A 13,000-nucleotide genomic window follows, 5' to 3' on the forward strand; every position below is an offset into this window, starting at 1 on the left:
TGCCTTTTGTGTCTGCCGAAGTCAAATATATGCCTGCAGACGAAGAAGATCGCTATATAATTGCTCAGGCTAATACCCGTTTGGACGAGAAGGGCTATTTCCTTGATGACAGGATTGAAGCCCGTTTGGCTGAAAGATATGTGGTAGAGCCCCCAGATAAGATTGATTATATGGATGTTTCGCCCAAGCAGATCTTCAGTGTAGCGGCTTCGCTCATTCCCTTCCTTGAGCATGATGATGCTAACCGTGCCCTTATGGGTGCGAATATGCAACGCCAGGCTGTGCCTTTGCTTCGGGCTGAGGCACCTATGGTGGCTACAGGTATGGAACGTGAAGCGGCCAGATACTCTGGTCAGGTCATCTTTGCCAAACATGCCGGTGTAGCCAGTTCGGTTACCAGTGAAAAAATAATAATCCGTACCGCCGAAGGCGGACACGATGAATACCTGCTGAAGAAATTTGTTCGTACCAATCAGGGTACCTGCATAAATCAGCATGCCATTATAAACAAGGGGCAGAAGATAGCAGCCGGGCAGGTACTGGCTGACAGCTCTGCCACTGAAAACGGCGAACTGGCTTTGGGGCAAAACTGTGTGGTGGCCTTTATGAGCTGGCAGGGTTTCAACTATGAAGATGCCATTATCCTTAGTGAACGGCTGGTACGTGAAGATGCCTTTACCTCCATTCACATTACCAAGCACGAACTTGAAGCTCGTGATACCAAACTGGGTGTTGAAGAAATAACCCGTGATATTCCTAACGTAGGTGAAGAAAGCCTGCGCGAATTGGATGAAGACGGTATTATCCGCATAGGGGCTGAAGTTGGCCCTGACGATATTCTGGTTGGTAAGATCACCCCCAAGGGTGAAACCGAACTTTCAGCTGAAGAAAAATTGCTTAGGGCTATCTTCGGCGAAAAAGCCCGCGAAGTTAAAGACACTTCACTCCGTATGCCTCATGGTGAATGGGGCAAGGTTATAAATGTAAGGATTTTCTCCCGTGACAGCGGTGATGACCTGCCTGCCAGAGTTAATAAATGGGTACAGGTCTGGGTTGCCCAGAAACGCAAGGTTTCAGTGGGTGACAAACTGGCCGGCCGCCATGGCAACAAGGGTGTTATATCCATAATTGCCCCGGTAGAAGATATGCCTTACCTGCCTGACGGCACTCCGGTGGACGTGGTTTTGAACCCCATCGGCGTACCTTCACGCATGAACCTGGGGCAGATTCTAGAAACTCATCTGGGCTGGGCAGGGCATCTGCTGGGCTTTAGGGTGGCCACCCCCGTATTTGACGGTGCCGATGATACTGTAATTGAAGACGCTTTGGCCCGTTCTTGGCTCTCTGCCAAGGCCGGTGCAATAGATATGAGCCCTGAAAACAAACGTCCCAGTGCAGACGCTCACAAGGCTATAGAGTGGATAAAACAGCAGGGCTTTGACGGCAAGAAAATATTTGATGAAAAGCACCCCGGTCTGGCCAAGGAAGTCAGCCTTAAGCTTTGGCTTAAGGATATGGGCGTAGATGCCTCCGCTTTAAGCGGGGCTGAACTGGAAAAGAAAGCTTACGACGTAAGCAGCCAAAGCCGCCTGCCTTCGCCTATTGTGGGTAAATCAGTGTTGCGTGACGGTCGTACCGGCGAAACCTTTGACCAGCCGGTAACCGTAGGCAATATGTATATCCTTAAACTTATCCATCTGGTGGAAGACAAGGTACATGCCCGTGCTACCGGTCCTTACTCACTCATCAGCCAGCAGCCTCTGGGCGGCAAAGCCCAGTTCGGCGGCCAGCGCTTCGGTGAAATGGAAGTTTGGGCTATGTACGCTTACGGTACGGCTCATAACCTTCAGGAAATGCTGACTATCAAGTCAGACGATATTGCCGGACGTGCCAAGGCTTATGAATCCATAGTAAAGGGTGAGGATGTGCTCCAGCCCGGTGTACCCGAATCCTTCAAGGTATTGGTAAAAGAACTGCAGAGCCTGGGGCTGGCAGTTGAAGTAATAAATGAAGAAGTCAAAATTGCTCCATCTGAAAAGGTGTCCTCTTTAAATGAGGGAAACTTGCCGGCGAGTGATGAGATTTCTGCCGAAATACTTCCTGAAACTTTGTATGCCAATACAGAGGATATCAGTGAAGATTCCATGATGTCGGTAATAGATGCCGATGACCAATATTTGGTAGTGTCATCAAATGATGAAGAGGTATCCGAAAACGATGAACGAAGTTAACGATTTTGATGCTATACGGATTTCACTGGCTTCCCCTGACCAGATAAGAAGCTGGTCTTATGGTGAGGTTACCAAACCTGAAACCATAAACTACCGTACTTTGAAACCGGAGCGGGATGGTTTATTCTGTGAGCGCATTTTTGGCCCTATCAAGGACTTTGAGTGTGCCTGCGGCAAGTACAAACGTATCCGCTACAAGGGTATTATCTGTGACAAGTGCGGCGTGGAGATTGCCCGTGCCAAGGTACGGCGTGAACGGATGGGGCATATTGAATTGGCTTGTCCGGTAGGCCATATCTGGTTTACCCGCGGCATTCCCAGCCGGGTTGGCTTGCTGCTTAACCTTTCTACCCGCAGTCTTGAAAGGATAATTTATTATTCGCATTTCATTATCACTGCGGTAAATGATGATGCCCGTGAAAAGGCTATCAAAGACCTTGAGGTTATCTCATCCCAGAGGGTAGCAGACAAGGGCAGTGAAGTAGATACTCGGGTAGCCCAAATGGAAGCTGAAGATGCTACTGTTGAAGCTATAAACCAGATTCGCCGTGACTTCTCAACCGAACGAGAGCAAATGGAAGAAGATATCCAGTTGCTTATAGACCAGCTGAAAGATCTGCAAAAGGGCAATCTGCTGACCGAAAACCAGTATTACGAACTGAAACAACGTTTCAGCAATGTTTTTGAGGCATCTATGGGTGCTGAAGCCCTGCTGAAACTACTTTCATATATTGATATGGACAAGGAACGGAGCAAACTTATTCAGGAAACCCGCTCCACTTCCGGCCAGCGCCGCAAAAAGGCCGGCAAACAACTCCAGCTGGTAGAAGCCTTCCGCCGCTCCAGCAACAAACCTGAATGGATGATAATGACTGTTCTGCCGGTACTGCCGCCAGACCTTCGTCCCATGGTTCAGCTTGATGGCGGCCGTTTTGCCACCAGTGACCTGAATGACCTTTACAGAAGGGTTATTAACCGTAACAACCGTCTCCAGCACCTGATGGAAATCGGGGCACCGGAGATTATTATCCGCAACGAAAAGCGTATGCTTCAGGAAGCGGTAGATTCGCTTATTGATAACGGACGCCGAGGCAAGAGTGTAGCTGTAAATGGTGACCACAAGGCCAAATCCCTTTCCGACCTGCTTCGCGGCAAACAGGGACGCTTCCGCCAGAACCTGCTGGGTAAACGGGTTGATTACTCTGGTCGTTCTGTTATCGTGGTAGGGCCTTCACTCAAGCTTTCACAGTGCGGTTTGCCCCGCCGTATGGCGCTGGAGCTGTTTAAGCCCTTTGTCATGCACCGTCTGGTACGGGATGGGTTAGCCCCCAATATCAAGAGTGCCCGCCGTTTGGTAGAGCGCGCCCGTCCGGAGGTTTATGATATTTTGGAAGAGGTAGTCAAGGACAGGCCGGTTCTGTTGAACCGCGCTCCTACTTTGCATCGCCTTAGTATCCAGGCCTTTGAACCGGTACTCATAGACGGCAGCGCCCTCAGGCTTCACCCGCTGGTCTGTTCAGCCTTTAATGCTGACTTTGACGGTGACCAGATGGCTGTCCACGTGCCTCTTTCCAAAGCGGCCGTGAAGGAAGCCCGGGAAACCATGCTTTCTATTCATAATATGATGCTTCCCTCCAGTGGTGAACCGGTAGTATCCCCCAGCCTTGACATGGTCTTTGGCTGTTACTACCTGACCACCACTCGTCCGGGTGCCAAGGGTGAGGGTAAAATATTCGGTGACTTTGAAGAAGCCAAACGTTATTATGAAATGGGCATCATTGACCTGCGGGCTATTATCAAAGTCCGGGACGGCAAGGGTAATATGCTGGAAACCACTACCGGGCGGATTATCTTTAATGATGTCTTGCCCAAGGCTGTAGAGTTCCAGAATATGGATATACCCAAATCCGCCATTAAAAAGATTATCGGACGCTGTTACAAGATACTTTCCAGCCAGGATATGGCTGTCATGCTGGACAAGATAAAAGAACTGGGTTTCAAATTTGCTACCAGTTCCGGTATTTCTATCGCCATGAGTGATATTTCAGTACCGCGTGAAAAAACCAAGCTGGTAGCCGCCGCTGATGAGCGGACTGCCATTGCCGAAGGTCAGTTTGCCCGCGGCCTTATCACCGAGGACGAACGCTACAACAGTATTATTGAAACATGGATGGAAACTACTGACCGCATTACTGATGCTATTCAGGCGGGCTTTGACAAACAGGGTTCTGTTTACATGATGGCTAACTCTGGTGCCAAGGGTAATATTTCCCAGATACGCCAGATGGCTGGTCTGCGCGGTCTTATGACTAACCCTTCCGGCCGTATCATTGACTTCCCCATCAAGTCTTCCCTGCGTGAAGGTTTGACAGCCCTGGAGTACTTCATATCCACCCATGGTGCCCGTAAGGGTTTGGCAGATACCGCTTTGCGTACTTCCGGTTCAGGTTACCTGACTCGCCGCCTTATAGACGTAACTCAGGATGTTATTATTCTTCAGGAAGACTGCGGTACTGCAAACGGCACCTGGATTATAGAACCCAAAGAAAAGGGTATGTTGCCGCCGCTGGTTGACCGCATACTTGGCCGCTGGACGGCTCATAATGTGGTTCACCCCCAGACTGGCGAAATTATCGTGGATAACAATGAAGAGATTGATGAAATCAAGGCTAAGGCTATCGGCGAAGCCGGTATTACCGAGGTATTTGTACGCTCTCCTCTTACCTGTGAGTCCACTCACGGTATGTGCCGCCGCTGCTACGGGCGTGATCTTGGTCGTGTTCGTCTGGTAGATATGAATACCGCAGTCGGTATTATTGCCGCCCAGAGTATCGGTGAACCCGGTACCCAGCTGACACTTCGTACCTTCCACACCGGCGGTGTGGTAGGCGTAGATATCACTACCGGTCTTCCCAGAGTTGAAGAGCTCTTTGAGGCCCGTCCGCCCAAAGTTCAGTCCATTATCTCCGAGATAGACGGTGTGGTAGAGGTTATTGAAAATGAAAACGGCCGCCATATCCGCATAGCCTCAGATGAAGTCTATCAGGATGAATACGAATTGCCTTCCGGTTGGAAAACTCAGGTTCAAAGCAGACAGTGGGTAGATTCCGGTATGGTATTGGCTTCACCTGAACTGGAAGGTAAATCCAAGGCAGTTGTTCAGAGTGACCAGAATGTGGTTGCCAGAGTGGCCGGTGAAGTTACCATAGAGGGTAATCTTATTACCATCAAGTACAGCGAAAGCGAAGAACGGGAATACACCATACCTGCCGCTATGCAGATAAAGGTTAAAACCGGGGATACCATCCGTGCCGGACAACAGTTGACTGACGGCTCAATAAACCCGCAGGATATTCTGTCCATTTTGGGCAGAGATGCCGTTCAGAAATATCTGGTTGAAGAAGTCCAGAAGGTTTACTACTCTCAGGGCGTACATATCAACGATAAGCACATAGAGGTTATTGCCCGCCAGATGCTTATCAAGGTACGTATTGATTCTTCCGGTGATACAGACCTTGTTCCGGGTGAACTGGTAGACAAGTTCCGCTACGAGGATATCAATGCCAAGGTTCTGGCCGAAGGCGGTGAACCGGCAACTGCTCACACCGTACTTATGGGCATTACCCGTGCCTCCCTTAGCACTGAAAGCTGGCTGGCTGCGGCTTCCTTCCAGGAAACCACCCGCGTGCTTACTGATGCCGCTATTTACGGCAGAGTAGACAAGCTATCCGGCCTGAAGGAAAATGTTATTATTGGTAAGCTTATCCCTGCCCAGTGCAAGTCCTGCAAAGAAGCTACTATTGAAAGGGCTGAACGGATAGCTGCGGCCGCTTCTGCACCTGCCATGAGCGGTCTGCCGGAGAATTGCCTCTAGGTTTCAGCATTTTTAAAAGACTTAAAAGAGGGGCTTTACGCCCCTCTTTTTTATTAGTTGGAAATAGTTTTCAGGGCAGAGGAGAGTTTATGGTCAAGTACCTGCTGTTACCTTTTCAAGTTTCAAGCGGCACATGGCTTACGGAATTTGTTTTTGGCGGCTGACTTTTGGGAGTGTTACGCTTTATTTGTGCTATAATACTTCAAATGTCACAGGAAAAAGAGCGCTTGATTTCCGGGAAACTGGTTACAGATGATGCCAAGCTGGATACCAGCCTTCGCCCCCGTTGTCTGCCTGATTTTATTGGTCAAAAACGCCTCAAAGATAATCTTGGGGTAGCCATACAGGCGGCTAAACAAAGGGGAGAAGCGCTGGATCATGTCTTGCTTTATGGGCCGCCGGGACTTGGTAAAACCACTCTTTCGCACATAATAGCTCTGGAAATGGGGGTTAATATCCGTATTACCTCCGGTCCGGCTATTGAAAGACAGGGTGATCTGGCGGCTATTCTTACCAATTTGAAACCCTTTGATATACTTTTTATAGATGAAATTCATCGGCTTAGCCGAAATGTGGAAGAAGTGCTCTATCCGGCTATGGAGGATTATGCACTTGACATAATGGTAGGCAAAGGGCCGGGTGCCAGAAGCCTCAGGCTTAAACTGCCTCACTTTACCCTGATAGGGGCGACCACCCGCTATGCCATGCTTTCCGCACCTCTGCGTGACCGTTTCGGTTCTATATTCCGGTTGGATTTTTATGATGAAGAAGCCATACATGATATAGTCCGCCGTTCCGCCCGCATACTGGGGGTAGAGGCAGATGAAAACGGTCTTCACCAGATAGCCTGCCGTTCCCGCGGTACTCCCAGAGTGGCTAACCGCCTGCTTCGGCGTGTAAGAGACTATGCTCAGGTAAAAGGCAATGGCTTGATTACGGCGGATATTGCGGCGGAATCCCTGGCCTGTCTGGAAGTGGACAAGCTGGGGCTGGATGAGATTGACCACAAGGTTTTGAAAACCATTATCCATAAATTCGGGGGAGGGCCGGTGGGGCTTGAGACTATTGCCGCTGCTATTTCCGAAGAAGCGGATACCATTATGGATGTTTACGAACCCTATCTGCTCCAGCTGGGATTTTTGGAAAGAACTCCCAGAGGGCGTCAGGCAACCCGTCTGGCTTACCAGCACTTAAGCATACCTTATCAGAATGACAAAAATAACCAACAGGGGCTTTGGACGGAGAATGGCAGCTAAACTGCTTCTTCATGGCTGTTGTGCACATTGTACCGCTTACTCTTTCAAATACTGGCAGGAGCAGGGTTTTGAGGTAAGTGTTTACTGGTATAACCCCAATATCCACCCCTTTACAGAACACCAAAACAGGCTTGAAGCTATGGTAAAATTGTCCCAAGAACTTAGTTTTGAGCTTGTCACAGAGCCTCTTTATCAGATGGCTGAATATTTCAAAAAAGTAGCCGAAAAACCGGATGAACGCTGCCGTACCTGCTTTGATATGCGGCTGGGGCAAACTGCCGTTTATGCCGCAAGGTATGGGTATGAATATTTCTCTTCCAGCCTTTTTATCAGCCCCCATCAGAAGCATCAGGAAGCAGTTTTTTCGGCTGAAGCTTTTGCCAAAGAAACAGGGGTCAAATTTGCTTATGCAGACCTCAGGAAACGTTATTCGGACAGCCGGCATATTACCAAGCCGTTGGACCTTTATCGCCAGCAGTACTGCGGGTGTATATACAGCGAGTATGAACGGTTCGGTAAAACAGACCCGCCTGCCTGAAGATACAATATTTATCCTTTTTGCCAAGGCGTATATGCTAAAATATATTTGCACTATTTGCCAGAGGTTTTTATAAATGGTCTATTTCATCCGCCCTATAAAAGACGAAGATATACCTGAACTCAATCAGATTGATAGGGAAGCCTTTCCTACCATGTGGCCAGCCACCAATTTTAAGCGTGAAATGGAAAACATCATGGCTCATTACATGGTGCTGGTTGATGGAGATTCCTCTAACCAAGCTGGGCCTAAAACCAATATAAATATTTGGAAGTGGCTTTGGAATTGCATATACCATGACAGCACTATTCTTCAGCCGGTTGCAGACCACCCGAAGGTAATCGGTTACGGTGCTATATGGGTCATGGCCGGTTCTGCCCATTTGGTCAGTGTGGCAGTACGGGAGGCATATCGCCGTAAAGGATTTGGAGAATTGCTTTTGATAAGCTCTCTGAAAGAAGCTATTAAACACAAATGCTTTGAAATGACACTGGAGGTCAGGGTTTCAAATATTGTAGCTCAAAATCTGTATTTGAAATATGGGTTTGCCATAAAGGGTATACGGAAAAAATACTATCTGGATAACCACGAAGATGCTCTTATCATGACTTTAGATAGCATTGACAGCCCTGATTTTCCGGCCAAATTGGAAGGATACAAAAACAGCCACACCCGGAAATGGAAAACCACACCGGGCATGGCCGAACTGGCTTCATAAATTTATTAAGGGGTAGTTACTCTTCGTCTCCGCCCCGTGACTTGCGTTTTAAATCGCCCAGAGACTTCAGCCGTTCAAATTCCATTTCGTCTATGGGTTCGCAGAGTTTGACCGCACCCCGTTCAATGAGTATTTTATAAAGTTTGCGGCATTTCCAGCATTTATAAGGTCCTTCGTATACCTCGTCAGCCAATGAAAAACTGCCAATTACGCCACAATCAGGGCAGGGGATTTTTGCCATCATCTTGCAGGTACTTCCTTTCACAGACTTGTGTTTATAGCGTAATAGTTTAGCCTTTAGGGCAAAACTATTCAAGCAGGTTTACCTTGGAAAATAGGGCGTTGGCCAGCATTCCGGCGGCCAGAGGCATCAAGGCGGTTACCGCCAGCCGTATCAGGGCAAATTTCCAGCCCAGCATGCCAATTTCAAGGGGCAGACGGTTTACCGCCAGCAGTGACCAACCGGTCATGAAAGCTACCATAGTACCAGCTCCAGCACCACCGCCCAGCAATCCGGCGGCAATAGGCATACAGCTATAAGGCCCGCCCGGCATCAGCCCGCCAACAGCCGTACCGATAAGTACGCCCTTGAAACCTGATTCCTGACCCAGCCACTGGCTGACGGTCTCTTCGGGTATGATAACCCTAAGCATACCGGCAATAACAAAGGCCAGTACCATCATGGGTAATACCTGAATAAATATATCCCAGGCGGCTTTAAATCCCTCTACGTGGGCGCCGTTTTTGTTGTAAGCAATAATGCTAACCACCACTGCTATAACTGCCAGAATCAGGGTGGGGATTATCATGGAAGGTCTTGAGCCTCTCTCGCAACTGTTACTTGCCATATTCCTTATACCAATATATCCTAAAGTCTTATTTTTTTAAAGTTTGTTTTTCAAGTAGCAGGCAAATATTCCGGGCGAAATATTTTGGCCCGCGGTGGCTTTTTTCGCCTGACGAACTGACTACCCTGAAGCCGGCTTTTTTGACCAGTGCTTCAATCTCCCAGCAGGTATACAGGCGATAATAACGTTTGAGTATTTGGTCTTGGCTTTTCCATGGCACCAGAGTCTCTCGCCCCTTAAACCAAAAGCGGGGCTGGAGGCGGTTCCAGACTGTCAGAAATATTTGACCATCGTCTTTCAATACCCTTCCGAATTCCTGCAGGGCTTTTAGTTGGGAATCCTGCCCTTTCAGGTGGTGAAAACTGGCTACGGCAATCAGCCAGTCAAACTCGGCATCTTCAAAGGGCAGATTTTGCATATCTGCCACTGCCAGATTAGGTTTGAAGCCGTGCTTGCGGGCATATTTTTCGGCTTGGTTTATCATTTCGGCTGAAAAGTCTATACCATAAAGTTCAAAGCTGTCTTTAAAGGGTATGAAGTCTGCTCCGCAGCCGCAACCGGCATTAAGAAGCTTGCCTGTTTGCCATTTTGCAGCCAGTGCTGAAAGCTCGCGGCTGAAAATGGAGCGATGGCGAAAGCTGTACCAGCCGGCGGCTATACGGTCAAACACCTGTGACTGGGCAGTAAAATTTTGTTCGTTCATAGCTTTAGGTTATAATTAACTATCCTTACAGATAAGAGTATATATGAAGAAGCTTTCCCGAACAATATCAGGTGTTACCCCGGTGGCGGTTATGACCAAGCCGCTACCATGCCCCGGCAAGTGCATTTATTGCCCTACTTTTGCCGCTACTCCCCAAAGCTATACACCTGAATCTCCGGCTGTTTTGCGGGCTAAAAGCTGTGAATACCAGGCTTACAAACAGGTTGCCCTTCGCCTGAGGATAATACAGGATATGGGACACCCTACGGATAAGGTTGAGCTTATAATCATGGGTGGCACTTTCCTTTCGGCAGATATCACTTACCAGTACGGCTTTATTAAAGATTGCTACGACGCTTTGAACGGAGTGGTGGCCGGCAGTCTGGAAGAAGCCAAAACCATAAATGAAACCGCCCAGCACCGCTGTGTGGGTTTATGTATTGAAACCCGTCCGGATATTTGCGGGAAGGCCGAAATACAACGGATGATAGATTTCGGGACTACCAGAGTGGAACTTGGCGTCCAGATGCTGGATGATGATATTTATAAGCTGGTTGAACGGGGACATACAGTGGCAGATGTGCCTGAGGCTACGTGTCTTCTGCGTGAATACGGCCTTAAAGTGCATTACCACTGGATGCCCGGACTTCCCGGCTCTTCTCCTGAAAAAGATCTGGCACTTTCCCGGATGGTGTTTGAAGACCCGCGGTTTTGCCCTGACGGGCTTAAGCTTTATCCCACTATGGTAGTGGAAGGAACTATACTAGAACAGTGGTGGAAAGAGGGAAGGTACACCCCCTATCCCAATGGCACCATGACCGGGCTGATTGCGGATATCAAAGCACTGGTGCCGCCTTACGTGCGTATTTCACGGGTACTTCGGGATATACCGGCTGTATTTATTAGCGCCGGCCTCAAAGACTCCCTGAGGGACGGGGTTCGCCAGATACTGGAAAGCCGCCACCAGAAGTGCAGGTGCATACGTTGCCGTGAATACGGCCACCGCCAGCGGAAAGGGCAGACCAGCGGTGAACCTACCTTAAGGCGTCTTGATTATCCTGCCTCAGGTGGCAAGGAGATATTCCTTAGCTTTGAAGATGTCTCTGACACTCTGTATGGTCTGCTCAGATTGCGTATACCCTGTGCATCGCTGCCTGTTCTGGGTCAGAAATATGGTGCTAAAACAGGGCTGGTGCGTGAACTGCATGTGTATGGCACAGAACTTTCACTTGGGGAACAGGGAGACCAGTCTGCCCAGCACCGGGGTCTTGGACGGAAACTGCTGGCGGAAGCGGAGTGTTTAGCCCGTGATGAATTCGGTCTTGACTCACTGGCTATTTTAAGCGGGGTGGGTGCCAGAGAGTATTACAGGTCACTGGGGTATGAACTGGTGGCTGGGTATATGTGCAAGCACTTAGACTGATATTCGCGGAGACTTTGGCAGGTTTTGCCCTGTTGGGTTACAAGTGTTAAACTACAGGTGTAAATTTCGCTGATATATAAGTAAAACCAACTTAAAGTGAATGGTAAAAACGTTTTTTAGGTGCTAGAATATAAACAGTTGTTTTATACAGTACCTTGTGTGTGTTACCTGCTTATATAGCACGGGAAAGCAAAAGACATGGCTAGGAGGATAAAATGGTCCGTGTTGCTGAAGAATGGTTTGCAGTATGCGGAGGGTGTGAGCTCTCTCTACTGGATATAGGCGAACCACTGCTGGATGTTTTACCCCACTTGGAAATAGTTCATATGCCTGTTCTTATGGACCATAAACTTCTTGGACAGTGCGGCGACGGCAAGAAACTGGAAATCCCCGAAGCTGATCTTGGCATAATTACCGGCGGTATCAGAAATGAGGAAAACCGGGAACTGGCTCTGGAAATGCGCAAGAAGTGCAAGATAATAGTAGCCTTGGGTACGTGTGCCTGTTTCGGTGGTATCCCCGCTCTGGCTAATCTTTCCACTACCGAAGAAATGATGGAACAGATTTACAGCAAGGAGAAAGGCACTGAAAAGTCTGATTCTCCCAGTGATAAATCCCTCCCCAAAATGCTTGACCGTGTTTACGCCGTAGATGAAATGATCAAAGTAGATATTCACCTGCCAGGTTGTCCTCCCACACCAGCCCACATAGCTGAACTGCTGGGTGCGGTACTTGAAGGTAAAAGCTTTGCACTTCCCGAAAGAAGTGTTTGTGATACTTGCCCCACCATACGCGAAAAACAATCTACCGGCGGACCTATCAAACGTTCTTTACAGAACGCCCAGTTTACCCCCGGCCGATATGACAATATGCGCTGTCTGAACGAACAGGGGTTATTCTGTTTGGGACCGGTTACCAAGGCCGGTTGCAACCGTATTTTGGGTGCTGACCCTTCAGAAGAAATTCCCCGCTGTATAAAGGCTTATATGCCTTGCCGCGGCTGTTTCGGGCCTATCCGGCAGGGTTCTAATCCCACTGCCGACATGATGGGTTCTTTAAGCTATATCGGGCGTGATCCAAAGGAGATTGTTGACCGGGTGGCCACCATAAACCGCTTTATCGGTTCGGGTAGACTCCGCCCGCAGGATAAGTAATAACTACCCTTAGTTTATTCGGAGGATATATATGAAGCAGATTACAATTCAACCGGTTACCAGGATCGAAGGTGCCGCCAAGGTTGTTATAAGCCTTGATGATAGTGGTAATGTATCTGATGCCCGCATGCATATTATAGAGCTTCGCGGTTTTGAAAAATTCTGTATAGGGCGTCCGGTAGAGGAAATGCCCCGTATTACCCCGCGTATCTGCGGTGTTTGCCCGCTTTCTCACCATCTGTGTTCTGCTAAGGC

General features: G+C 48.7%; 11 protein-coding genes. 8 read left to right on the forward strand and 3 right to left on the reverse strand.

The annotated features are described in order from the left end of the window. From WC259_RS05630 to rimI, 5 genes are all read left to right on the forward strand, one after another. A partial coding sequence (locus WC259_RS05630) for a DNA-directed RNA polymerase subunit beta (RefSeq protein ID WP_372643532.1) occupies positions 1 to 2,231 on the forward strand: 2,231 nt, incomplete at its 5' end. Then, positions 2,218 to 6,105 (forward strand): DNA-directed RNA polymerase subunit beta', encoded by a 3,888-nt coding sequence (gene rpoC, locus WC259_RS05635; RefSeq protein WP_015406999.1) that lies wholly within the window; start codon positions 2,218 to 2,220, stop codon positions 6,103 to 6,105. The genes WC259_RS05630 and rpoC, both read left to right, overlap by 14 nt. Positions 6,106 to 6,311: 206 nt before the next feature. Next, the gene (ruvB, locus tag WC259_RS05640) at positions 6,312 to 7,361 is read left to right on the forward strand and encodes a Holliday junction branch migration DNA helicase RuvB (protein WP_011309119.1); all 1,050 of its coding nucleotides are present in this window, start codon (positions 6,312 to 6,314) and stop codon (positions 7,359 to 7,361) included. After that, positions 7,351 to 7,899, forward strand: coding sequence for an epoxyqueuosine reductase QueH (locus tag WC259_RS05645; protein ID WP_011309120.1), 549 nt, complete (start codon positions 7,351 to 7,353; stop codon positions 7,897 to 7,899). The genes ruvB and WC259_RS05645 overlap by 11 nt, the downstream gene beginning before the upstream one ends. Before the next feature lie 76 nt (positions 7,900 to 7,975). Beyond that, positions 7,976 to 8,617, forward strand: a complete 642-nt coding sequence (gene rimI / locus WC259_RS05650; protein WP_011928947.1) for a ribosomal protein S18-alanine N-acetyltransferase — start codon at positions 7,976 to 7,978, stop codon at positions 8,615 to 8,617. A 16-nt stretch (positions 8,618 to 8,633) separates the two neighbouring features. On the opposite strand, the gene WC259_RS05655 is transcribed toward rimI, so the two are convergent. The 3 genes from WC259_RS05655 to WC259_RS05665 form a co-directional block, all read right to left on the reverse strand. Continuing rightward, complete coding sequence (locus WC259_RS05655; RefSeq protein WP_011309122.1) at positions 8,634 to 8,861, reverse strand: hypothetical protein; 228 nt, start codon at positions 8,859 to 8,861, stop codon at positions 8,634 to 8,636. 64 nt (positions 8,862 to 8,925) lie between these two features. Beyond that, positions 8,926 to 9,465, reverse strand: coding sequence for a permease (locus WC259_RS05660; protein ID WP_011309123.1), 540 nt, complete (start codon positions 9,463 to 9,465; stop codon positions 8,926 to 8,928). 28 nt (positions 9,466 to 9,493) lie between these two features. After that, entirely contained in the window at positions 9,494 to 10,168 is a 675-nt protein-coding gene (locus WC259_RS05665) for a class I SAM-dependent methyltransferase (protein ID WP_015407001.1), read from the reverse strand. A 43-nt stretch (positions 10,169 to 10,211) separates the two neighbouring features. Here WC259_RS05665 and WC259_RS05670 point away from each other — a divergent pair, with 43 nt between their 5' ends. The 3 genes from WC259_RS05670 to WC259_RS05680 form a co-directional block, all read left to right on the forward strand. Beyond that, on the forward strand, positions 10,212 to 11,591 hold the full coding sequence (locus tag WC259_RS05670; RefSeq protein WP_372643537.1) for an elongator complex protein 3: 1,380 nt from the start codon (positions 10,212 to 10,214) through the stop codon (positions 11,589 to 11,591). Between the two features lie 215 nt (positions 11,592 to 11,806). Next, positions 11,807 to 12,745, forward strand: a complete 939-nt coding sequence (locus tag WC259_RS05675) for a methyl viologen-reducing hydrogenase (RefSeq protein ID WP_012984265.1) — start codon at positions 11,807 to 11,809, stop codon at positions 12,743 to 12,745. Positions 12,746 to 12,776: 31 nt separating this feature from the next. Then, positions 12,777 to 13,000: nickel-dependent hydrogenase large subunit (locus WC259_RS05680; RefSeq protein WP_372643540.1), on the forward strand; the 224-nt coding region annotated here is incomplete at its 3' end.

This window comes from Dehalococcoides sp., assembly GCF_041654235.1.
Classification (GTDB): Bacteria; Chloroflexota; Dehalococcoidia; order Dehalococcoidales; family Dehalococcoidaceae; genus Dehalococcoides; species Dehalococcoides mccartyi_B.

Bases quoted from the DNA above. Each gene is read 5' to 3' on its own strand.
- rpoC (WP_015406999.1), top strand. From the start codon at position 2,218: ATGAACGAAGTTAACGATTTTGATGCTATACGGATTTCACTGGCTTCC.
- ruvB (WP_011309119.1), top strand. From the start codon at position 6,312: ATGTCACAGGAAAAAGAGCGCTTGATTTCCGGGAAACTGGTTACAGAT.
- WC259_RS05645 (WP_011309120.1), top strand. From the start codon at position 7,351: ATGGCAGCTAAACTGCTTCTTCATGGCTGTTGTGCACATTGTACCGCT.
- rimI (WP_011928947.1), top strand. From the start codon at position 7,976: ATGGTCTATTTCATCCGCCCTATAAAAGACGAAGATATACCTGAACTC.
- WC259_RS05655 (WP_011309122.1), bottom strand. From the start codon at position 8,861: ATGATGGCAAAAATCCCCTGCCCTGATTGTGGCGTAATTGGCAGTTTT.
- WC259_RS05660 (WP_011309123.1), bottom strand. From the start codon at position 9,465: ATGGCAAGTAACAGTTGCGAGAGAGGCTCAAGACCTTCCATGATAATC.
- WC259_RS05665 (WP_015407001.1), bottom strand. From the start codon at position 10,168: ATGAACGAACAAAATTTTACTGCCCAGTCACAGGTGTTTGACCGTATA.
- WC259_RS05670 (WP_372643537.1), top strand. From the start codon at position 10,212: ATGAAGAAGCTTTCCCGAACAATATCAGGTGTTACCCCGGTGGCGGTT.
- WC259_RS05675 (WP_012984265.1), top strand. From the start codon at position 11,807: ATGGTCCGTGTTGCTGAAGAATGGTTTGCAGTATGCGGAGGGTGTGAG.